At 68.2% G+C, this 21,590-nt stretch carries 22 protein-coding genes and 1 pseudogene; 13 read left to right on the forward strand and 10 right to left on the reverse strand.

From position 1 onward, the window contains the following. Positions 1–400 precede the first annotated feature (400 nt). Entirely contained in the window at positions 401–2,689 is a 2,289-nt protein-coding gene (aceA, locus tag AWC03_RS02280) for an isocitrate lyase ICL2 (RefSeq protein WP_085238914.1), read from the reverse strand. 227 nt (positions 2,690–2,916) lie between these two features. Then, the gene (locus tag AWC03_RS02285) at positions 2,917–3,633 is read right to left on the reverse strand and encodes an MBL fold metallo-hydrolase (RefSeq protein ID WP_085238915.1); all 717 of its coding nucleotides are present in this window, start codon (positions 3,631–3,633) and stop codon (positions 2,917–2,919) included. Between the two features lie 112 nt (positions 3,634–3,745). Between AWC03_RS02285 and AWC03_RS02290 the strand changes: the two genes are divergently transcribed. Continuing rightward, complete coding sequence (locus tag AWC03_RS02290; RefSeq protein ID WP_085238916.1) at positions 3,746–4,192, forward strand: SRPBCC family protein; 447 nt, start codon at positions 3,746–3,748, stop codon at positions 4,190–4,192. Positions 4,193–4,231: 39 nt separating this feature from the next. Beyond that, positions 4,232–4,834, forward strand: a complete 603-nt coding sequence (locus AWC03_RS02295) for a YbhB/YbcL family Raf kinase inhibitor-like protein (RefSeq protein ID WP_085238917.1) — start codon at positions 4,232–4,234, stop codon at positions 4,832–4,834. A 9-nt stretch (positions 4,835–4,843) separates the two neighbouring features. Here AWC03_RS02295 and AWC03_RS02300 read toward each other — a convergent pair whose 3' ends face one another. Further along, entirely contained in the window at positions 4,844–6,406 is a 1,563-nt protein-coding gene (locus AWC03_RS02300; RefSeq protein WP_085238918.1) for a phytoene desaturase family protein, read from the reverse strand. A gap of 105 nt (positions 6,407–6,511) precedes the next feature. On the opposite strand from AWC03_RS02300, the gene AWC03_RS02305 reads away from it, so the two are divergent. From AWC03_RS02305 to AWC03_RS02345, 8 genes are all read left to right on the forward strand, one after another. Continuing rightward, positions 6,512–7,111, forward strand: a complete 600-nt coding sequence (locus AWC03_RS02305; RefSeq protein WP_085238919.1) for a TetR/AcrR family transcriptional regulator — start codon at positions 6,512–6,514, stop codon at positions 7,109–7,111. A gap of 137 nt (positions 7,112–7,248) precedes the next feature. Continuing rightward, entirely contained in the window at positions 7,249–7,641 is a 393-nt protein-coding gene (locus AWC03_RS02310) for a tautomerase family protein (RefSeq protein WP_085238920.1), read from the forward strand. Further along, complete coding sequence (locus AWC03_RS02315) at positions 7,638–8,612, forward strand: NAD(P)H-dependent flavin oxidoreductase (protein WP_085238921.1); 975 nt, start codon at positions 7,638–7,640, stop codon at positions 8,610–8,612. Before AWC03_RS02310 ends, AWC03_RS02315 begins: the two co-directional genes overlap by 4 nt. Before the next feature lie 165 nt (positions 8,613–8,777). After that, positions 8,778–9,407 (forward strand): nitroreductase family protein, encoded by a 630-nt coding sequence (locus AWC03_RS02320; protein ID WP_085238922.1) that lies wholly within the window; start codon positions 8,778–8,780, stop codon positions 9,405–9,407. Then, entirely contained in the window at positions 9,407–9,901 is a 495-nt protein-coding gene (locus tag AWC03_RS02325) for an SRPBCC family protein (RefSeq protein WP_085238923.1), read from the forward strand. Before AWC03_RS02320 ends, AWC03_RS02325 begins: the two co-directional genes overlap by 1 nt. A gap of 104 nt (positions 9,902–10,005) precedes the next feature. Further along, positions 10,006–10,590 carry a hypothetical protein gene (locus AWC03_RS26685; protein WP_141659244.1) on the forward strand — a complete coding sequence of 195 codons (585 nt, stop codon included), beginning with the start codon at positions 10,006–10,008 and terminating at the stop codon, positions 10,588–10,590. Positions 10,591–10,653: 63 nt separating this feature from the next. Then, a complete protein-coding gene (locus AWC03_RS02340) occupies positions 10,654–11,625 on the forward strand; it encodes an FAD-dependent oxidoreductase (RefSeq protein WP_085238924.1) in 972 nt (323 codons plus the stop codon). Beyond that, positions 11,622–12,404, forward strand: coding sequence for an enoyl-CoA hydratase/isomerase family protein (locus AWC03_RS02345; protein WP_085238925.1), 783 nt, complete (start codon positions 11,622–11,624; stop codon positions 12,402–12,404). The genes AWC03_RS02340 and AWC03_RS02345 overlap by 4 nt, the downstream gene beginning before the upstream one ends. Here the strand turns inward: AWC03_RS02345 and AWC03_RS02350 are convergent. After that, complete coding sequence (locus AWC03_RS02350) at positions 12,401–12,793, reverse strand: phage holin family protein (protein ID WP_085238926.1); 393 nt, start codon at positions 12,791–12,793, stop codon at positions 12,401–12,403. The two genes, AWC03_RS02345 and AWC03_RS02350, sit on opposite strands and share 4 nt — an antisense overlap. A gap of 42 nt (positions 12,794–12,835) precedes the next feature. Further along, positions 12,836–13,900: an amidohydrolase family protein gene (locus AWC03_RS02355; RefSeq protein WP_085238927.1), complete on the reverse strand. Its 1,065-nt coding sequence runs from the start codon at positions 13,898–13,900 to the stop codon at positions 12,836–12,838. Here AWC03_RS02355 and AWC03_RS02360 point away from each other — a divergent pair. Beyond that, positions 13,899–15,251, forward strand: coding sequence for a sialate:H+ symport family MFS transporter (locus AWC03_RS02360; protein ID WP_276327163.1), 1,353 nt, complete (start codon positions 13,899–13,901; stop codon positions 15,249–15,251). The two genes, AWC03_RS02355 and AWC03_RS02360, sit on opposite strands and share 2 nt — an antisense overlap. Positions 15,252–15,260: 9 nt before the next feature. Here AWC03_RS02360 and AWC03_RS02365 read toward each other — a convergent pair whose 3' ends face one another. Both AWC03_RS02365 and AWC03_RS02370 read right to left on the reverse strand, forming a co-directional pair. Continuing rightward, complete coding sequence (locus AWC03_RS02365; protein ID WP_476738883.1) at positions 15,261–16,529, reverse strand: competence/damage-inducible protein A; 1,269 nt, start codon at positions 16,527–16,529, stop codon at positions 15,261–15,263. A gap of 53 nt (positions 16,530–16,582) precedes the next feature. Next, positions 16,583–16,888 carry an MTH1187 family thiamine-binding protein gene (locus AWC03_RS02370; RefSeq protein WP_085238929.1) on the reverse strand — a complete coding sequence of 102 codons (306 nt, stop codon included), beginning with the start codon at positions 16,886–16,888 and terminating at the stop codon, positions 16,583–16,585. A gap of 51 nt (positions 16,889–16,939) precedes the next feature. Between AWC03_RS02370 and dtd the strand changes: the two genes are divergently transcribed. Together dtd and AWC03_RS02380 are read left to right on the forward strand one after the other, a co-directional pair. Next, on the forward strand, positions 16,940–17,371 hold the full coding sequence (gene dtd / locus AWC03_RS02375; protein ID WP_085238930.1) for a D-aminoacyl-tRNA deacylase: 432 nt from the start codon (positions 16,940–16,942) through the stop codon (positions 17,369–17,371). A 64-nt stretch (positions 17,372–17,435) separates the two neighbouring features. Further along, positions 17,436–18,347 carry a class I SAM-dependent methyltransferase gene (locus AWC03_RS02380; protein ID WP_085238931.1) on the forward strand — a complete coding sequence of 304 codons (912 nt, stop codon included), beginning with the start codon at positions 17,436–17,438 and terminating at the stop codon, positions 18,345–18,347. 6 nt (positions 18,348–18,353) lie between these two features. Here the strand turns inward: AWC03_RS02380 and AWC03_RS02385 are convergent, their stop codons facing one another. The 3 genes and pseudogenes from AWC03_RS02385 to AWC03_RS28265 all read right to left on the reverse strand — a co-directional run. Next, positions 18,354–19,379, reverse strand: a complete 1,026-nt coding sequence (locus tag AWC03_RS02385) for an alcohol dehydrogenase catalytic domain-containing protein (RefSeq protein ID WP_085238932.1) — start codon at positions 19,377–19,379, stop codon at positions 18,354–18,356. 10 nt (positions 19,380–19,389) lie between these two features. Further along, a complete protein-coding gene (locus AWC03_RS02390) occupies positions 19,390–21,321 on the reverse strand; it encodes a flavin-containing monooxygenase (protein WP_085238933.1) in 1,932 nt (643 codons plus the stop codon). Positions 21,322–21,431: 110 nt separating this feature from the next. After that, positions 21,432–21,590: pseudogene (locus AWC03_RS28265) on the reverse strand (HNH endonuclease signature motif containing protein); the annotation flags it as partial.

Here is a 21,590-nt window from a genome sequence, read left to right on the forward strand (position 1 = left end):
CCGCTCCTCCCTGCTGCTGCGCGCCGTAACTGGCGCGCATCCATGACCTAATCCTACATCTGTGCAACTATTGCTAGACGACATATTTTCCGAGGGCATGGAGTGGATGTCGCACGAGGCGTGCCTCGTCGACCGCAGGGTGCTGAGGGTGGGTGCTGACGCGAGCGGAAAGCCCCTGGGACTGAGCCCGGTGGGACCGATGGCCCATCTCGGGCTAATGGGCCATCGGTCAGCCAAATCGTATCCCCGGAAAACTGTTGTCATGCGGGAATTTACAAACCCGGCAATAAAAAATTTTCTTATTCGTAAATTGGACATCCGCTCTCGCCCGGGGAGAGCCGAAAACCGGATGGTATTGCCGTCCAACGCCTTCGCCACCGGCGAGAACGCCGTCCGCCGGCTAGTCCTCCTTGGTGATGAGCTTCCGCAGCGCCACGCGGTCGGGCTTCAGCAACTCCTCGATGCGCGGGTGGTTCACCTCGGCGACGATGATCTCGCCGACCTCCTGGTACACCTCGCTGAAGATGCCGTGCGACTTCATCTTCGAGGTCTGGTACTGGTTGTCTTCCGTCGGCGTCACGTAGTACACCGCGTCGGCCTTGAAGCGGTGCACGAGCCAGAGGTGGATCAGCGTCATCAGCCGCTTCTGACGCAGCTTCTCGGCGAAGGTGTTCTGATCGCGGACGGTGAGGATGCTGCGGCCGTGGCGGTCCTTGATGGGGTCGAAGACGACGTTGGCCAGCTGTTCGTCCCCGTTGCCGTAAATGCCCAGCACTAGCACGTCCGACCCGGCGCGCCGGGGCCGCAACTGCACCCGCAGCTTCTCGCCGAGATGGTAATGCTCGCTCCACAGCGTGAGCCATTCCTCGAGCAGCTTCTTCGGCACCTCGGTCTGCACCAGATGCTGGTGCTGGGTCGAGCCCTTGCCCATCGCTTTGGTGGTCGCCGTTCGGCCGGAGGACGCCTGCAGCGCCGCGTCGCTGCGGGGGCCGCCGACCAGCGTCTGCGGCGTGCGGTACGGCGACTCCACCAGGCGCATCTTGCGCTGCAGGCGGGCCAGCGCCAGCATGCCGTCCTGCTTGAGGGAGGTGGCGAACTCCTCGGCCGCCACGCCGTCGATCTGGTGGCCGCCGTAGGTGATGAAGTTGAAGACGAAGCCCATCTTGCCGAGCTCCTCGGGGAATCGCTTCATCTCCTCGTCGGTCATCCCGGTGGTGTCCCAGTTGAACGACGGCGACAGGTTGTAGGCCAGCATCTGGTCGGGGAACCTGGCGTGAATCGCCTCGGCGAACTGGCGGGCATCGGCCAGGTCGGCGGTTTTGGTCTCCATCCACAGGATGTCGGCGAACGGGGCGGCCGCGAGCGACTTGGCGATCGCATACGGAATTCCGCCGCGAATCTGGTAGTAGCCCTCCGGCGTCTTCGCCAGCTCGCAGTCCCACGGCGGGTCTGCGCCAAGCTCTTTCGCTTTCTCCCGTGCCGCGTACAGCGACGCGGACTCGGAGAATTGCCGCCACTGCTCGGGACTCATGTCGACGGGTTCGTCCTCGCTCTCGCCGAACGCGAGCACCTCGGCGACGGCCTCGCCGTAGGTCATCAGCCCGGCGTCGTCTTCCCAGGCCGCCACAAACCGCGACTCGACCTGGTCGAAGAGGTCGTCGATGGATTCGTGCCCGTCCTCTCGCCGGGCGTTCACCGCCTCGGCGATCAGGCCCTGGATGCCCTGGCGCTCGAGCCAGGCTGTGGCGGCGGCGTACTCGGAATCGGCGAGCGCGTAGAGGAGGTGGCCGTTGAGCTCCTTGACGCCCAGCTCGTAGAACCGCCGGACCATCGCCAGGAAACACGACTTGTACGAAGGGATGTTGAGGTTGGTGGCGCCGAGCAGGAACGGCTGGTCGCGCTCGTCGGCGCGGCTGTCGATCAGGTTGGCCGCCTCGGCGTCGGTGCGCGCGACGATGATCCCCGGCACGCGCATGATGTCCAGCTGGAAGCGAGCCGCGTTGAGCCGCTTGATCTGTTCGTCGGACGGCACCAGCACCTTGCCGCCCTGGTGACCACACTTCTTGGTACCGGGGCGCTGGTCCTCGATGTGGTAGCCGGCCACGCCGACCTCGACGAAACGGCGGATCAGGTTGCGCACGTGCGGATCACCGCCGTGGCCGGTGTCCGCGTCGGCGATGATGAACGGGCGATAGTCGTAGGCGGGCGTGCTGGCGCGCTGCCGCTCGCTCATGTTCACGCGCAGGTACTGCTGATTGCGGTCGGCGGTGAGCAGGGCCCGCACCAGCACCGCGGCGTCGTCGGGCACCTGGCTGAGCGGGTAGCTGGCGAGGTCGGGACCGGGGTCTTCGGTGGTGGAGCCCTTGGCCGAGGTCGCCCAGCCGCCGAGGTAAATGCCCTCGATGCCCATCCGCTTCATGGCCACCGCCTGGCCGGGCGAATAGGGCCCGAAGGTGGTGATGCTCTTCTTGGCGGCGAACAGTTCGCGCAGCCGGTCGTAGAAGGCCGTCGCCGCGTTGCGCGCCACCGGGTAGTCGGTGGGGATGGTGCCGCGTTGCTCGACGACCTGGCGGGCGGTGTAGAGGCGCGTGATGCCGGCGAACCGCGGGCCGTCCATGTACCGCTGCGTGGCGGCGATGTCGTCTTCGAACGATGTCCGGACCTCGGTGTCCGAGTCGATGATGGCCATGGCCTTGAGCTCCTCTTCGGCGAGATTCCCCTGAATACGAGAGTCTATCCCCGGAACAGGCCGTTCAATCAGGGGTCAAAAGACCCGAGCCAAAACTGTTGTCGTGCTGTAGTCCGGCCGCCGTCGAGTGCCTCCCCGGGCCCGGGCGTGGCCGCCGGTGGGCGCCGGCCGCGCGCCCGGGCGACCACTTGGGATCGCATCAACATGCGGCGCAACCCTTTTCGCCATTACGGCCTGATGGCCGCGCGTCGGCTCAGCCAGTCGCGCTGTCGGCGGACGAACTCGGCGTCGACCACGCTTCCATGTCCCGGGACGTAGAGGGCTTCCGATCCGCCGAGCGCAAGCACCCGATCGAGGGATGCCGGCCACGACGCGAGGTCGGAGTCCGCATCGATAGCCGGATCTCCGGACTCCTCGATCAAGTCGCCGGTGAAGACGACGACCGGGTCGCCCGGGTTGGTCCCGGCGGCCACCGCCACCAAATCGGACGTGGTATGTCCGCGTCCGGGGTGCGCCACCACGACGGTGCGGTCGCCGAGGTCGATGACCGCGTCATACAGCCCCCGCTCCGGGCAACGCAGGGCCGCGATCGCCCGGTCGATCGCCCACGGTTCGGCGCCGTGGCGCAGCGCGTCCTCGCGGAGTTCGCCCGTCGCCGAGGACAGCGCGTCGGCGACGCCGGGCGTGCAGTAGACGTCCGCCCCGGCGAACGCCGACGAACCCAGGACATGATCGAAATGCTTGTGCGTCAAGACGATATGGGTGACCGGGCCCCCGGCGAGCCGCCGCACGTCGGCCTCGATCGCCGCCGCCTCGGTGAGGGTGGAACCGGTATCGACCAGCAGCGCCCCGCCGCTCCCCCACACCAGCCCGACCGTGACATCGCAGAACGGCAGCCGGGTGCGGTACGCGCGGTCGGTCAGCCGTTCCCACGTCAGGTGCACGGTTTCCGACGCTAGTCCGCGGCCGGCGGCACGACCAAGGCGTGCGCACGGCACATGACGATGGCGGCGCAAAGTGGGTTTCTGGCGTCGTCGCTGTGGCTATGTTGCACCCATGGCTGTCACCGAATTCCGAGAAGTCGTCATCGAGGCCACCCCCGATGAGGTCATGGGCGTGTTGTTCGACCTGGAGTCGTTGCCCGAGTGGTCCTCGGTGCATCAAAACGTCGACATCCTCGAACGCGACGATGAGGGCCACCCGCTGAGGTCCCGGCAAGTGGTCAAACTGGTGGGCTTCACGGAGGAGCAGGTGCTGTCCTACGTGGTGCACGACGACGGTGTCAGCTGGACGCTGGACAGCGCCAAGCAGCAGCGCGCGCAGGAGGGCCGGTACACGCTGACCCCCGACGGGGATTCCACTCGCGTCCGGTTCGACCTCACCGTCGACCTCCTGATGCCGGTTCCGGGCTTCCTGGTCAAGAGGGGCGCCAAGAGCCTGATGGACACCGCCACCAAGGGCTTGCGCAAGCGGGTCCTGGAAGTGAAGAAGTCCGGCGGCTAGAACCTTTTCTATGGCGCCCCGGTCGGCGACACTTTCCCTATGGAAACCACGACGGCACGCAGGCGGATCGTTCTCGTGGTCGCGGCGCTGGCGCCGGTGCTGGGATTGGCCGGCTGCGGTGGGCACGGCGACACCCGGATCACGGCGCCGTCGACGCCGAGGGTGACAACCCTCGCGCGAACCGCCCCGGCCGCACCCGCCGGCGCACCGTTGAGCATCGCCAGCCCGGCATTCGCCGACGGTGCGCCGATCCCGGTGCAGTACACCTGTAAGGGCGCCGACATGGCGCCGCCGTTGACATGGTCGGCCCCGTCGGCCGCGGCGCTCGTCGTCGACGACCCCGACGCCGTCAACGGGCTGTACGTGCACTGGGTCGTGACCGGAATCGCGCCGGGCACCGGCAGCACCGCCGACGGTCAGACACCGCAGGGGGCGACGACGCTGCCCAACAGCGGCGGACGGTCCGCCTACCAGGGCCCGTGTCCGCCCGCGGGAACCGGCACCCACCACTACCGGTTCACCCTCTACCAACTGCCCGACGACTACCGGTTGCCCGGCGGCCTGGCCGGCGTCCGGGCGGCGACGACGATTGCGGGCGCCGCGACCGCGCACGCCCAGCTCACCGGAACCTTCGGCGGCTGACGGGCGCTCTCAGGCCATGTCGTCGAGCGCCTGATAACCGGCGTTGTAGCCGGGCGTGAAGGTGATGCCCGGCCCGCCGTGGCATCCCGCGCCGCCGAGGTAGAGGCCCTCGATCGGGATCGGGAAGTCGAGGAATCCCCTGGGCCCCGGCCTGTTGGGCCCCATCAAGTCCGGATGCAGCAGGCCATGGCAGAAGTCGCCCGCGGGGGCCCCGAACATCGTGTTCATGTGGTAGGGGGCAAAGGTGATGTGGCGGATCACGATGTCCTCGAAGTTGGGCGCCAACCGGGTGATCTTGTCGATAACACGCTGTGCCATCTCGTTTTTCAGTCGGCCATGGTCGTGCCGGCCGACCTCCACCGGGAAGGCGTACGCGTAGGCGCTCGCGGCGTGCTTGCCGGGCGGCGCCATGCCCGGATCGTGCACCGACGGGATCTGCATTCCCATCGACGGGTTGTCCGGGACGACGCCCCGCCGGCAGTTCTCCCAGTGCAGCTGTTGTTCTTCGGGAGCGCCGAAGATGCCGACCGACTGCTGCATGCCTTCTTCGTTCAAAAACTCGTAGGGCGGGGCGAATTCGGGCAGCCCGTCCAGGGCGAAGTGGATCTGCACGAAGGAGGCGCGGTGGTCGCGGCCGGACAGCCGCGAGATCAGCTCCGCCGGAACATGCTCGGGTGCGACGAGATCGGTGAGGGTGACGTCGGGCGCGAGGTTGGAGACCACGATCGGCGCGGTGAGCGTCGACCCGTCGCGCAACCGCACCCCGGTCACTGCGCCATGCTCGACCAGGATCTGTTCCACCTTGGCGCGGAAGCGGATCTCGCCGCCGTGGGAGACGAACAACTCCCGCAGGTGTTCGGTGAGCGCGCCGATGCCGCCCTTGAGTTTGGTCATCATGGCCGTGCTGTCGTCCGGTACCGCCAGGGCGAAGGCCAGGCAGGTGGCGCTGCCCGGCGTGTAGGGGCCGCGGTAGGTGGAGTTGACCGCGAGAAACGCGAGCATCCCCCGGATGACCGCGTGCTTGTCCTTGTCGGGCAGGTATCGGTCGATGACGTCCATCGCCGACCCGAACAGCATCTCGTGGATGGCGCGCCGTTCGGCGTCGTTGGCCGCGCACGCATACATCTCGTCGAGGGTCTTCGGTGGTGTGCGAACGTCGAAGCGCCCTAACGCTTTTGCGGGCCCCTGGCTCCACCCGATCAGTCCGGCCATGCCGGTGACGGCTTCGATGCCGTGCTTTTCGCCGAGGTGCGTCATCAGCCGCATCGGGTCGCGGTAGAAGATCATCGGCTCCTCGCCGTGGTCGCCGATGTTGGTGGACATCACGTCCGGCTCCACCGTCGGCAAGGTGTCCAGGCCGAGGTCCTTGGTGATCTGGCTCGCCGTCGGGAACTGCACCGAACCGGCGATCTCGTAGCGGAAGCCGTCGATCAGTTCGACGGTCGCCGCCATGCCGCCCGCGTAGGTGTTGGCTTCCAGGCACAGGGTGCGCAGGCCCGCGCGCTGCAGCACCGTCGCCGCGGTCAAGCCGTTGTGGCCCGCTCCCACGACGATCGCGTCATAGTCCGGCATGGCTTCCTCCCTGGGCTCGGCGTGACAAGAATATGTCAGTACTGACACAATTGGAAGATGTCAGTACTGACCGAATCCACCGGGGTGGGATACCATCCCCGTGGGATGAGCGCGCCTACGAACCGCCACGAACTACGCCGACGATCGACGCATGAGGCACTGCGCGAGGCGGCCTTGAACAGCTTCGCGCGCAAAGGATTCACCAATGTCACCGTGACCGAGCTGGCCCGCGAGGCCGGCGTCACGGAACGGACCTTCTTTCGCCACTTCCCCACCAAGGAGGCGGTGCTCTTCCAGGACTACGAGACCCAGCTGGAATGGCTGGCCGAGGCGCTGGCCGCCCGGCCGGCCTCCGAGCCGCTCTTCGACGCCGTGCTCGCGAGTGTCGCGGCCTTCCCGCATGACCTCGAAGTGGTCCGCCAGGCCGCGTCGGCCCGCGCCGAACTGATCAGCGCCGAGCGGATCGCGAGCCATCTGCGCGTCGTGCAGGCGTCGTTCGCGCGGGTGCTGACCGACTTCGTCAGGGGTCGCAACCCGGACGTGCCGAACATCGACCTGCTCGCCGAGGTCACCGGCTCGGCGCTGGCCGCCGCCCTCGTTGTGGCGGTGGAGAATTGGGGCCGCAACGGCTGCGCCGGCGACCTCGGCGAACTCGTGGCGTCCAGCCTGGCGCTGCTGCGCTCGGGTTTTGCGCTGCTCGCCTGACCCATCGAGTGTGCGGCTACGCTCGCGACACGCCGAGCGATGCCGCCACGGGCGCACGCTCGACGTCGCGGGCGCACACTCAACCGCCGTGCGCCGTTTCGAGGGCGGACTCGAGGACATCAATCGGAGGAAACGAAATGCCACTGCTGTACATCGACCTCATCGAGGGTCGCACGCCGTCGCAGGTCCGGGTGCTGCTCGACGCGGTTCACGAATCCGTCGTCGAAGCGTTCGGGGTGCCGGCGCGGGACCGCTATCAAGTGGTGCGCACCCATCCCGGCCACGAGGTCGTCGCTTTGGACACCGGCCTCGGCATCGCGCGCTCGTCGCAACAGGTGATTGTGCACGTGGTGAGCCGGCGGCGCACGCGGGCGATGAAGGAGAAGTTCTACGAGTTGCTGGCCGTCAACCTGGCCGACCGGTGCGGGCTCGACGGGTCCGACCTGGTCGTGTCGATCACCGAAAACGGCGACGAGGACTGGTCTTTCGGCCACGGCCGGGCGCAGTTCCTCACCGGGGAGCTGCAATGAGCCTCGACACCGGCGTGACCAGGTTCTTCGGCATCGAACACCCCGTCGTGCTGGCCCCGATGGCGATGATCTCCGGTGGCCGACTGGCGGCGGCGGTGACCTCGGCCGGCGGTCTGGGCCTCATCGGCGGCGGCTACGGGGAGGCGGAGTGGCTGCGGCGCGAATTCGCCCGAGCCGAAGGGCAAACCGTCGGATGCGGGTTCATCACCTGGAGCCTGGCCCGCCAACCCGCCCTGCTCGAGGAGGTTTTGCAGCGGCAGCCCGCCGCGATCATGCTGTCGTTCGGCGAGTTGCACCCCTTTGCCGAGCGCATTCGGGCCGCGGGCGTCCCGCTCATCGCGCAGGCGCAAACGCTCGACCACGCGCGCCGGGCCCTGGATGCCGGCGCGGACGTCGTCGCGGCGCAGGGCGGCGAGGCCGGTGGGCACGGCATGACCCTGCGGTCCACGTTCACGCTGGTGCCCGACGTCGTCGACCTGGTCGCCGAACGCGCACCGGGCACCCCGGTGCTGGCCGCGGGCGGGGTCACCGACGGACGCGGCCTGGCCGCCGCGCTGGCGCTCGGCGCCGACGGTGCGCTGGTGGGCACCAGGTTCTGGGCGTCCCAGGAGGCGTTGGTGTCGCCGCGGGCGCACGAGCGCGCGTTGACGGCCAGCGGTGACGACACCATTCGCACGCGCGCCTATGACCTTGTGCGGCGGCTGGATTGGCCGGCCGGCTACAACGCGCGGGCGCTGGGCAACGACTTCCTGGACGCATGGCACGGCAACGAGGACCGGTTGGCGGCGTCGCTGCCCGATGCGGTGACCGACTACGAGAAAGCGGTTGCCGCGGAGGATTTCGACACCGCCGCCATCCTCGTCGGCGAAGGAGTGGGGCTTGTTCGCCAGGTCCGGCCCGCCGCCGACATCCTGGCCGACATGGTCGATCAGGCCTGCCGGATCCTGAACAGGTCGCGAACGGCGGAGTGACCGTGACCGCCGGCTCACCGCCCTGGACAGCCGAGTCGCTGATCTGATTTGCTCGACTCGCTGGTCACCTCAGACCGCCAGGAGTCGCCGATGGCCGTCTCGACGCGCCGGATGGCCCGGGCGTCAGGCGGTTCTGCGCAATCGATCTCTAGTGAGGAACACCGAATGGACCTGGCCACGGTCGACGAACTGCTGACGACGACGCGGTCGGTGCGCCGGCGCCTCGACTTGGACCGGCCGGTCGGCCGCGAGGTGATCCTCGAGTGCATCCGGCTGGCGATGCAGGCGCCCACCGCGAGCAACGCGCAGGACTGGCGCTGGCTGGTGATCACCGATGCCGACAAGCGCGCCGCCATCGCCGAGATCTACCGCAGCGTCGGCGCCGACTACCTGGCGCATGCGGCCAAGGAGGCGTCCGACCCGCAGACCCGGCGGGTGTACGCCGGCGCGCTGGCGCTGACCGAGACGCTGGGCAAGGTCCCCGTGCATGTGATCCCGTGCCTGGACAGTCGCATCGACAACGCCACCCTGTTGACCGCCGCGTCGGCCTGGGCGTCGATCATCCCGGCCGGCTGGAGTTTCTTGCTCGCCCTGCGGTCCCGCGGGCTGGGGTCGGTGTGGACGACGATGCATCTGGCCAGGGAGCGAGAAGTGGCCGAGTTGCTCGGCATCCCGGACACCGTCACGCAGGCCGCGCTGTTCCCGGTGGCCTACACGATCGGCACCGACTTCCGGCCGGCCGCGCGGCCGCCCGCGGAAACCGTGACGTTCTGGGATCGCTGGGGAGACGGCTGATGCAGTCCTACACCGTGCGTTTTCACGTCGAGGCACCCCCGGCGAAGGTGTGGCGGGTGCTGCATCCGCCCCCTCCGCCCAACGCACCCCGGCCGCGCGTTCTGAAGTGGCCCACCGGCAGCATGGAGATCCTCAACGAGGGCAACGAGGCGGGCGAGGGTCTGGTCCGCACCTGCATCTTCGAAGTACCCAAGTACCTCCTGTCGGGTGGCAAGGCACGTTCGTGGGAAACCGTCACCGAAGCCGAAACCAACAAGCTGTCGCGCTACATCGCCGTCGGCGCGCCGCTTTGGTCCCGGGCCGAGGGCTACCACCGGCTCGAGGAACAGCCGGACGGGACCACCGTGCTGACCTTCCACGAGACCTACCACGCCTACAACCCGGTGCTGCGCTTCCTTCTCGAACGCCCGGTGCACGCGAAGATCTCTCGCGACAACCTCAAAACCTATGAACACGCGCTCGGCCACGCCGGTCGCGTACGCCGGCTCGCGTAAGGGCTCGGACGTGCCCGTGGCCACCGGTTTCGCGTCCGGGAACGGCGGCCGGCCCGTGGCGGCGCAGGTGATTTAGGCTGCTCATCCCGGTACGCTGGCGTGCTATGGGGATTGAGGCAGGTATACCTCCCGCGGCGCGACTGGCCGTCGCGGGGCTGTTGGTCGCGGGCTGGGCAGTCTCGGCGGGCGTGGCGGGCGCCGACCCCGACCAGACGCCGCCCCCGTCGCCTTCACCGGCGGCCTCCACGGGACCGGCACCCGGGCCCCCGCCGTCTTCGGCGTCACCGGCACCGTCACCCGGGGCTTCCCCCGCCGCCTCCCCCGCGCCCGGACCGAAGACGAGCATCGACAAGGACGGCATCTACAACGTCGGGACCGACATCGCCCCCGGGATCTACAGCTCGGGCGGACCCGCCAACAACGGCACCTGCTACTGGAAGCGCACGGGCAATCCCGACGGCAACATCATCGACAACAACATGACCAAGAAGCCGCAGGTGGTCCAGATCGACCCGACGGACAAGGCGTTCAAGACCTCGGGCTGCCAGCCGTGGCAGCTGACCCCGGATGCCGCCCTGCCGCCCACCACGCCCCCCGCCGGTGTGCAGGGCACGCTCGGCCTGCTCAACGGGTTGCTCGGCGGTCAGGCCGGCCAGCAGCCTGCGCCGCCGCCTCCCCCTCACTCCTGACGCGCTCTGATCACTAGCCCGGCCGCACCCCCGCGGAGGGGCTAGTTTCGCTACGGTGGCGCCGTGGCCTCTGCGCAACAGATCGTCGTCGTCGGTGCCGGTGTCAGCGGGTTGACGTCGGCGGTGTGCCTGGCCGAGGCCGGGTGGCCGGTGCGGGTCTGGACGGCTGCGATGCCACAGCACACGACGTCGAGGGTGGCCGGCGCGGTTTGGCTGCCGCCGCGCCCCGCCGAACGTGCCAGCGGCACGCTCGATTGGACCGAACACTCCCTGCGGGTGTTCCGCGAGCTCGCCACCGATCCGGGCTCCGGCGTTCGGCTCGCGCCCGCGCTGGCCGCCGGCGAACTGACCGCGACCGAGGCGATGGCGTCCGCCGCGGCCTTGATTCCCGACCTGCGGCCGGCCGAGCCGGCCGACCTGCCCGCCGGCCTCGGCAACGGCTTTCGCGCCACGCTGCCGATGATCGACATGCCGCACTATCTGGACTACCTGACGGGCCGGCTGGCCGCGGCAGGCTGCGAAATCGAGGAGCATCCGGTGCGGTCACTGGCCGAGGCCGCCGACGCCGCGCCGATCGTGGTCAACTGCGCCGGTCTGGCCGCGGGACGCCTGACCGGGGACGACACGGTGCGGCCCCTGTTCGGCCAGCACGTCGTGCTCACCAATCCCGGTCTGCAACAACTGTTTCTGGAGATCAACGGCGGCCCGGAATGGACCTGCTACTTCCCCCATCCCCGGCGCGTCGTGTGCGGCGGGATCAGCATCCCCGACCGCTGGGACACCACCGCGGAGCCCGACGTGACCGAGCGGATCCTGCACCGCTGCCGCCGGATCGAGCCGCGGCTCGCCGACGCCGAGGTGATCGAGACCATCACCGGGCTGCGGCCCGACCGCCCGTCGGTGCGGGTGGAAGCCGAGCCGCTGGGACGAGCCGTGTGCATCCACAACTACGGCCACGGCGGCAACGGCGTGACCCTGTCGTGGGGTTGCGCGCGCGACGTGGTCCGCCTGGCCGGTCAGCGGGGGGCGCGGTGAGCATCGATTACGCGGTGGGCGGGCACATCGCCACAATCACGATCAACCGCCCCGAAACCCGCAACTCGCTGGACATGGAACACTTCCGCGACCTGGCCCACGCGTGGGCGGCGTTCCGCGACGACCCCAGCGCGTGGGTGGCGGTGATAACCGGTGTGGGGCAGGACTTTTGCACGGGCGCCGACCTGAAGAAGTTCATCCCCGAACTCACCGGCGACCTGCCGCAGCCGCGAGGGTGGAATAAGGACGACGCCATCCACGCCGTCCTGCACCGCTTCCCCGTCTACAAGCCGATCATCGCCGCCGTCAACGGCACCTGCGTCGCGGGCGGCTTCGAGATGTTGAGTTCGACCGACATTCGGGTGGCCGTGCCGGCCGCGCGATTCGCGGTGATGGAGCCCAAGCGGGGCTTGTTCGCCGGCGGCGGGAGCACCGTGCGGTTGCCGCGTCAGATGCCCTATCCGCTGGCGATGGAGCTGCTGCTGACCGCCGACATGGTGGACGCGCAGCGGGCGCTGGCCATGGGGCTGATCAACCGTGTCGTCCCGCCCGAGCAACTGATGGACACCGCCTACGACTACGCCGAGCGCGTCGCGGCGAACGCGCCGCTCGCGGTGTTCGCGACGAAGCAGTCCGCCGTCGAGGGTTTGGCGCTCGACCTGGAGTCGGCCTACGACAACGAAACCCGGCACAGCGACCGCGTTTTCGAGACCGAGGACGCCAAGGAGGGGCCGCGCGCATTCGCCGAGAAGCGACCGCCGCGCTGGCGGGGACGCTAGCGACGGCTGACGTCCCGAATGATCAGCGACAGCACCCAGCTCACGATCGACAACACGACCGCGGCCCAGATCGCCGTCCACCAGAAGTGATCGATCTGCAGACCCCAATGCGTGGTGTGCTCGGTGATCCACGCCGTGATCCACAACATCAGGGCGTTGACGACGACATGGAACAAGCCGAGCGTCAGGATGTACAGCGGGATCGACAGCAGCTGGACGATCGGCTTGATGAACGCGTTGACCAGTCCGAAGACGACGGCGACCACGAAGATGATGCCGACGCGCTCCAGCTTCGTGTCACCGCCGACGAACGTGATCCCGTGGACGAACTTCGTGACCAGCCACAGCGCGAAACCGGTCAGTGCGGCGCGAAGCAGAAAAGGGCCCATGGTCCAAGATCCTCCCACCTGCCGCGGCGAAGGGCGTCGCGTTCAGTTCAAGTTGTAGAAGCGCTGTGCGTTGAGCCCGCCGATCTTTTCGCGCGCCTCTTCGCTGATGTCGGAACGGGTCCGCAGATGCTTGGTGCTCTCCGGCCATTCCCCGTCCCAGTGCGGGTAGTCGCTGGCGAACATGATGAAGTCGGCGCCGAGCACGTCGATCACCCCGGGCAGGATCGGCTCCTCCGGCTCGCAGGTCACCCAGATGTTGCCCGCGGCCAGGTACTCGTGCGGGTCGCGGCGCCATCCGCGTTCGATCCAGTCGCCGCGCTTCTCGTAGTGCTCGTGCAGGCGATCCATGAAGAACGGCACCCAACCCGCGCCCGCCTCGAGGAAGGCGACCCGCAACCGCGGGTGGCGCTCGAAGACGCCGCCGGAGACCAGCGCCGTCATCGCCGTCATCTGGTCGAACGGGAAACTGATGCAGTGCACCTGGATGTAATTGGTGAAGCGGTCCACGCCGATCTTGGGCAGGTGGATGCCCGGCGCGCCGTGAATCCCCAGCGGCATCTCCAGTTCGACCGCCGCGGCATAGAACGGATCGAGATCGGGGTGGTCGAGGTTGCGGGTCTTGAGCGCCGGCGGAACCAAAGTCGCCACCAGTCCAAGGTCTTTCGCTTCCGTCATGACGTCGATAGCCGCCTGGCCGTGCTCGATCGGGGTCACGGCGACACCCCGTAGCCGGCCGCCCGACGGGGCGCAGTAGTCCGCGATCCACTGGTTGTAGAGCCGGGCGAACCCCGCCGCGAACTCGGGGTCCTCCAGCGTGGGCGCGCACAGGCCCAGACTCGGATACAACACCATGGTGTCGATGTGGTCGCGGTCGGCGTCGCCCAGCACGCCTTCGGTGGAGCGGCAGTTGATGTCCGGCGCCTTGCTGATGCCGTGCTGGGGAGGACACCCGGCGCCCGGGCCGTGATCCTCCGGGTAGCTGCGACCCTCGAACGTCAACCGGCTGCCGTCGGCCGCCGGCTTGACGTATTGCGGCCAGCGCTTGATCGCCTCGGCCGCCAGCGAGGGGTTCTCGGCAACATGTCCGTCGGCGTCGATGATGCGCATGTATCCGCAACTTACTCTCGCGGACCGCAACTCGAAACGGCTCGCTTTACCGTCCCCGGTACGCCACGATGCTGACGTGACCACACAAAGTCCGCAACCGAAGTTGACCGCCGATCAGCGAAACTCGTTCATCGCGGCCCTATTGGGCTGGACCATGGACGCCTTCGACTACTTCATCGTGGTGCTCGTCTACGCCGACATCGCAAAGACCTTCCACCACAGCAAGGCCGAGGTCGCGTTCGTCACCACCGCCACCCTGATCATGCGTCCCGTCGGCGCGCTGTTGTTCGGGCTGTGGGCCGACCGCGTCGGTCGGCGGCTGCCGCTGATGGTGGACGTGATGTTCTACTCGGTGGTGGGCTTCCTGTGCGCGTTCGCCCCCAACTTCACCGTGCTGGTGATTCTGCGGCTGTTGTACGGCATCGGCATGGGCGGCGAGTGGGGGCTGGGCGCCGCGCTGGCCATGGAGAAGGTTCCCGTCGAGCGGCGCGGCTTTTTCTCCGGCCTGCTGCAGGAGGGGTACGCGTTCGGCTATCTGCTGGCGAGCGTCGCGTCGCTGGTGGTGATGAACTGGCTCGGACTGTCCTGGCGGTGGCTGTTCGCGCTGAGCATCATTCCGGCGCTGGTCAGCCTGATCATCCGCTACCGGGTGGAGGAATCCGAGGTGTGGGAGGCCGCGCAGGACCAGATGAGGCTCACCAGCACCAGGATCCGCGACGTGCTGCGTGACGCCAAGATCATCCGCCGGTTCGTCTACCTGGTGCTGTTGATGACCGCCTTCAACTGGATGAGCCACGGCACCCAGGACGTCTACCCGACATTCCTGACAGCCACCACCAACCACGGCGCCGGATTGTCCAGCGCGACGGTCAAGTGGATCGTGATCGTCTACAACATCGGCGCCATCATCGGCGGCCTGTTCTTCGGCACGCAGTCGCAGCGGTTCAGCCGCCGCCACACCATCATCTTCTGCGCACTGCTGGCGCTGCCGATCGTGCCGCTGTTCGCCTACTCGCGCACGGCGGCCATGCTGTGTCTGGGCTCGTTTTTGATGCAGCTGTTCGTGCAGGGCGCGTGGGGGGTCATCCCGGCCCACCTGACCGAGATGTCACCGGATGCCATCCGCGGCCTCTACCCGGGCGTGACCTACCAACTGGGAAACCTGCTGGCCGCGTTCAACTTGCCCATTCAGGAGCGCCTGGCCGAGTCGCACGGCTATCCCTTCGCGCTGGCGGCGACGATCGTGCCGGTGCTGATCGTCGTCGCGTTGCTGACCCTGATCGGCAAGGACGCGACGGGAATTCGCTTCGGCACCGCGCAAACCGCCTTCCTGGCAACCGATCCGAGGTGAGTTGGCACCCTACTCGGGGCTGCTGAGGGCGCGGCGCAGCAGGTGCATCGCCACCGTCGTGGAGCGCTCCCGGATGTCGGAGCGGTTCCCGGGCAGCCGCAACGAGCGCGTGTCCTTGAAGCCGTCCGCCAGCGCCACCGTGAAACAGACTGTGCCGACCGGCTTTTCGGGAGTGCCCCCGCCCGGGCCGGCGATTCCGGTGATCGCGACGGCGGTGTCGGCGCCGAACCGGCTTAATGCGCCGGCCGCCATCGCCTCGGCCACCGGCTCGGACACCGCGCCGTGCGCCGAGATCAGCGCCGGGTCGACGCCGAGCAGCTCGGCTTTCGCGTCGTTGGCGTAAGCCACCACCCCGCCGGCCACGTAGTCCGACGATCCCGGCCGGTCGGTCAGCCGCGCGGCCAGCAGACCGGCGGTGCAGGATTCGGCCGTTGCGATCCGCCGGCCGGCCAGCGCCCGGGCGACCAGATCGTCCACCGTCGAACCGTCTTCGGAGAAGAGCTGCTGTGCGTGCCGGTCGCGCACCAGCTGCATCAGCTTTGCGTAGCCGGCCGCGGCTTCCGGTTCGTAGCGCGTGACCATCTCGATTTCGCCGCGCCGCAGACAGGTGGTGATCTCGAGCGATTCGAAGCCGGGGACCGACGCCTCGGCGTCGCGCAGCGTCTCGGCCAGACCGGACTCGGGCAGCCCGAACATGCGCACGGTGTCCTGGCGATAAAGCGTCCGGCCGGCGATCGCCTGCTGCGCCGCGGGTGTCTCGATGGCCCGGCGCCACATCGGCTGCAGCTCGCGCGGTGGCCCCGGCAGAACGATCACGGTCGGCTTGCCGGGGACAACCACGCCGGGCGCGGTGCCGACCGGGTCGAGCACCTGCGCCCCGGCGGGAATCATCGCCTGCTTGCGATTGGCGGCGCGCACCGCTTCGAAGTCGGCGCCCTCGAAGCGGGCCATCAGCTTCCTCAGGATGTCCGCGATCTTGTTCTCGGTCTCGTCGTCCAACACCAGCTCGCGGCCGCAGAACCGTGCCACCACCTCCACGGTCATGTCGTCGGCCGTGGGCCCCAGACCGCCGCTGGTGACGATCAGGTCCATGCCCTGCTCCGCCAGGAAGCGGAGCTGAGCCTCGATGTCGGCCGGGCGGTCGCCGCAGATGGTGATGTGCGCGAGCTCGACGCCGAGCTCCAGCAGGCGGTCGGCGATCCACGGGCCGTTCGCGTCTTGGACTCGCCCGGTGAGGACTTCGGTTCCGGTGACGACGATGCCTGCGCGTGCGCTCACCGCCATGAGCCTACTGGCAGCGCCGGAAGGCGGAGCCGACCCACCGCGACGGGCTAACCGTTGTCCAGGTAGCGCTCGACGGAGGCGACCTTCTGGGTCATCGCGTCGCTGACCCCGGACCGCCAGTCCACCTTGATCACCGTGCTGACGCGGGGCGCGCGGGCGGCCACCACCTCGACCGCGCGCTGCACCACGCCCATCACTTCGTCCCAGGTTTCGCCCTCGATCACGGTGAACATCGAATCCGTCTCGTTGGGCAGGCCGGAATCGCGGACCACCCGAACCGCTTCGGCGACGATCTCGCCAACTCCCTCGCCGACACCCATCGGTGTCACGGAGAACGCGACGAGCACAGACACCCGACGAGCCTACCTAACCTCTCCGGCGCCGGGCTGGCAGCATCAAGGCCCATGCGGGTCTTGGTGCAGCGGGTCGCGTCGGCGACGGTGTCGGTCGACGGCGAAGTGGTGGGCGCCATCCGGCCGGACGGTCAGGGCCTGCTGGCCTTCGTCGGCGTCACCCACACCGACGACCCCGACAAGGCGCGCCGCCTCGCTGAAAAGCTTTGGTATCTGCGCATTCTCGCCGATGAGCGGTCGGCCGCCGACGTCAACGCACCGATCCTGGTCGTCAGTCAGTTCACCCTGTACGCCGACACCGCCAAGGGCCGACGGCCGTCGTGGAACGCGGCCGCCCCGGGCGCGGTCGCCGAACCGCTGGTAGACGCGTTCGCCGAGGAGTTGCGGCGGCTGGGCGCCGAGGTCCAGACCGGGTTGTTCGGCGCGAACATGCAGGTCGAATTGGTCAATGACGGGCCGGTTACAGTGTTTCTGGAGCTTTGACACAGGAACCGCGGGTACGTTGACGACGCCGGTTTTCGTTGGTCGATTGACGGGAGGCCCGACCATGAGCGCGACGCCCGAATTCGGCTCGCTGCGTTCGGACGACGACCACTGGGACATCGTCAGCAGCGTGGGTTACACCGCGTTGCTGGTGGCCGGATGGCGGGCGCTGCACGCGCTGAGCCCGCAGTCGCTGGTGCGGGACGACTATGCCAAGGTTTTCATCGAGGCCTCGCGCGACCCGTATCTGGCGGGCCTGCTGGCCAACCCGGGCACGTCCGAAGACGAGTTGGCCTTCCCTCGGCTCTACGGGGTGCAGACCCGGTTCTTCGACGACTTCTTCATCGCGGCCGGCGCCGCGGGCATCCGCCAAGCGGTGATCGTTGCCGCCGGCCTGGACTCCCGCGCATATCGGCTTGAATGGGTGCAGGGCACAAAGGTTTTCGAGATCGACCTGCCGAAGGTGCTGGAATTCAAGGCGCACGTGCTCGCGCAGCACGGCGCCAAACCAAAGGCCCCCAGGGTCGAAGTCGCCGCCGATCTGCGCACCGACTGGTCCAGGGCGCTGGAGGCCGCCGGATTCGACGTGGAACGCCCCAGCGCCTGGTCGGTGGAGGGAGTGTTGCCCTACCTGACCGACGAGGCGCAGAACACCCTGTTCACCCGGATCAGCGGGCTCAGTGCGCCCGGCAGCCGGATCGCGATCGGGGCGCTGGGGTCCCGCCTGGATCCCGACCAGCTCGAGGCCCTCGAGACGGCGCATCCCGGCGTCAACATGTCCGGCGATGTCGACTTCTCCGCCCTGACCTACGAGCCGCGGACCGACCCCGCCGAACGGCTGGCCGCGCACGGATGGACGGTTGAACCCGTCCGCAACACGCTCGAGCTGCAGGCCGGCTACGGGATGACCCCGCCGGACGTCGACGTCAAGATCGACAGCGTCATGCGGTCCCAATACATCACGGCCACCCGGTAACGGGCGTCAGGGCGTCAGCAGGATTTTCACGTCGTCGCCCGTGCGGGACGCCGCGGTGGCGTAGCCCTTGGACGCTTCCTCCAACGGCAGCGTGGTGGTGAAGATGCCGTCGACGTCGAGGCGCCCGGACTGCAGTAGTGGGATCAATTCCGGCCAGGTGCGCTGCACCGGCGCCGTCGTCATCCGCAGCGTGATGCTGCGGATCAGGCACCCCAGGGCGTTGAGCGGGAACGGGTTCATGTCATGCACGCCGACGACCGAGACGGTGCCGCCGGGCCGCACCGCGTTGAGCGCGTCGGTCAGGGACGCGTCGGTGGCGACGGCGTCGATCACGGCGTCCGCACCGCGACCGCCGGTGGCGGCGAGGATGGCCTCGACCGCAGGCGCCTGCAGGGGTGTCGCTCCCCACCGGGCGGCGCGGTCCAACCGCCCCTGGACCTGATCGACGGCGAAAACCGTTGCTGCACCTTGAAACAGCGCGCTGCGCAGGGAGCACAGGCCGACAGCGCCCAAGCCGATGACGGCCACGGTGCCGCCGAATGGAATGTCGGCGCGTTGGGCGGCCGCCCAGCCGGTGGCGAGGTTGTCCGTGAGCAGTAACGCCTGTTCGGCGCTGATGCCTTCCGGCATTTTGAGCAGCTGGAAGTCGGCCGCCGGCACGGCCAGCAGGTCGGCCTGCGCACCGCCGAGCACACCGCCGCCGAAGATCTGGAAGCCGTTGTGGCACATGACCGGATCGCGGGTGGCGCAGCCGGCGCAGGCGCCGCACCCGGTCACCGACGACACCACGACCGGGTCGCCCACCTTGACGGTGCGCACGTCGTGGCCGACGTCCACGACGGTGCCGATCGCTTCGTGGCCCAGCGCGATCGGCTCTGGCATCGGGAAATCCGCCTCGTAGAAGTGCAAATCCGATCCGCAGATGCCGGCGGCGGTGACCTCGACGATCGCCGCGTCCGGGCCGGGAAGGGTGGGGTCGGGCCGGGTGTCGACCCGAATGCTGTGGGGCCCGTCGACGACTACCGTACGCATGGTGAGGCGCTCACTTCCTTTGTCGCACGACGAATTGTGACCAGTCGGGCTCGCGCACCGCGGCCCAGTACTCGTTGAGGCGCCACGGACTGACGGTGTGGATCTCACCGTTGGCGTTCTTGAAGTAGGAGTGTTTGACGGCGGGGTGCGCCCACACCATCTTCTTGATCTGGGTCTGGGTGCGCTCATGCCAGTCGGCGGCGGCCTCGGGCTTGGGTTCCAGCGAATGCACGTCCGCCTCGGCCAGGCGCGCCAGGCACTGGTCGATGTAGCGCATCTGTAGTTCGGACTGAAAGATCAGGCTGCCGCCGTGCGCCAGGTGGGTCCCCGGTCCGTAGATGATGAACAGGTTGGGGAACTTCGGAACGGTGATGCCTAGGTAGGCGTACGGTCGGCTCCCCCACAACTCGTGCAGGTCGACCCCGTCGCGGCCGGTGATCTTCAGCGGCCACAGCACGTCGGTGTGCCGGAAACCGGTGGCGTACACGATGACGTCGGCGTCATGCGTCGCACCGTCCTCAGTGACGATGCCGCGGGGGGTGATCCGCCGGATCGGTGTGCGCACCAGCTCGACGTTGTCGCGTTGCAGCGTCTGCAGCCAGCTGCCGTTGTCCTGCAGGGTCCGCTTGCCGCAGGCCGGATAGTCGGGCATCACCTTGCTCAGCAGTTCGTGCCCTTCACCGACCTGGCTGGTGATCCACTGCGAAAACATCATCTGGGCGGCGGCGTTGATGTCGCTGACGGCGTGCTCTTGGTCGGCATAGTCCGGGTCGCTCTCCGCGGCGTCCAGGCCCTTGTCGGAGCCGGGCCAGAGCACCAGGAACCGGTACCACCGCCCGTAGAACGGCAGGTGCCGCATGGCCCAGCGCATGCCGTCGCCGACCTCGTCGTGATACATCGGGTTGGGGAACATCCACTGTGCGGTCCGCTGAAACACGGTGAGCTGTCCGACGATTGGGGCGATGGTGGGGGCGATCTGGAATCCGCTGGCGCCGGCGCCGACGAGTGCGACCCGTTTGCCGCTCAGATCGACGGAGTGGTCCCACGCGGCGGAATGGAAGGCGGGGCCGGCGAACGTCTCGGCCCCGTCGAAGTGGGGAATGTTGGGCCGGTTGAGTTGACCGACCGCGGTGATCAGGGCCCGGGCGCGCACCGTGCTGGTCTGTCCATCGGCGCCGCGCAGCCGGACGCTCCAGGTGGCGTCCCCGTCGATCCACTCGGCGGTCAGCACTTCCGTGTTCCACAGCACGTGCTTGGCGAGGTCGTGCTTGCTCATCACCCGGGTGAAATAGTCCTGCAACTCGTGCTGCTCGGCGAAGAAATGCGTCCAGTCGTTGTTGGGTTCGAAGCTGTAGCAATAGAAATGGTTTGCCACGTCGACGCGGGCACCGGGATAGCTGTTCTCCCACCAGGTTCCGCCGGGGCCGGCGTTCTTCTCCACGATGGTGAAGGGAATGTTGGCCTGGCGGAGCCGGATTCCGGCCAGGATGCCCGATTCACCGCAGCCGACGACGAGCACCGGGATTTCGGTCGCTGTCTCAACCGGCAGGGCCGGTGGGCGGCGCGGGTCGACGCCGTCGAGGTCGATCTCCTCCAGGACCAGGGGCAGGTAGTCGTCGCTCACGTGCTCGCAGGCCGCCCAGTCCATCATCTCGCGGATGAGGTCGAGGCTGAGCGGCTTTGGCTCGGGGCAGCCGCGGTCCCGGTAGTCGGCGATCACCGGCAGGGCCGCCGCGCGGGCGCGCGCCTTGTCCTCCTCCGACATGAACCCTTGAATCTCGTTGAGGAAGACGCCCATCTGCTTGAACTCGCGGATGAACCGCGGGTCACCGGTGATGTGCACGAGCGACAGCAGCAGCGTCGGGATGCTGACATCCGCGAGCGCGGCTTCGATCTCCGCCGTGGACGTGGTGAAGGGAAGGCCGGCATAAACGCTGCGCATCAAGCGAATCCTTCCGGTGGATGAGTGCTGCCAATTACGCTACGTGCCGTGTCGTAATTGGCAGCACTACGCTACCCGCTGGCCAGGGAACGGATCAATAGGCCGGACCGCTACGGCGCGTCGTCGTCGTCCCCGTCTGACATCAACTTTTCGGGGTGGTGGAAGGTGTTGGTGCGTGGTTGCCCGCGGTCGAGGTGCGGCGGTGGGATCCATTCGGTGTCGCCGTTGGCGCGTTTTCGGGTGGTCCAGCCCTCGTCGAGGAGGCGGTG

This window comes from Mycobacterium europaeum, from assembly GCF_002102155.1.
Classification (GTDB): domain Bacteria; phylum Actinomycetota; class Actinomycetes; order Mycobacteriales; family Mycobacteriaceae; genus Mycobacterium; species Mycobacterium europaeum.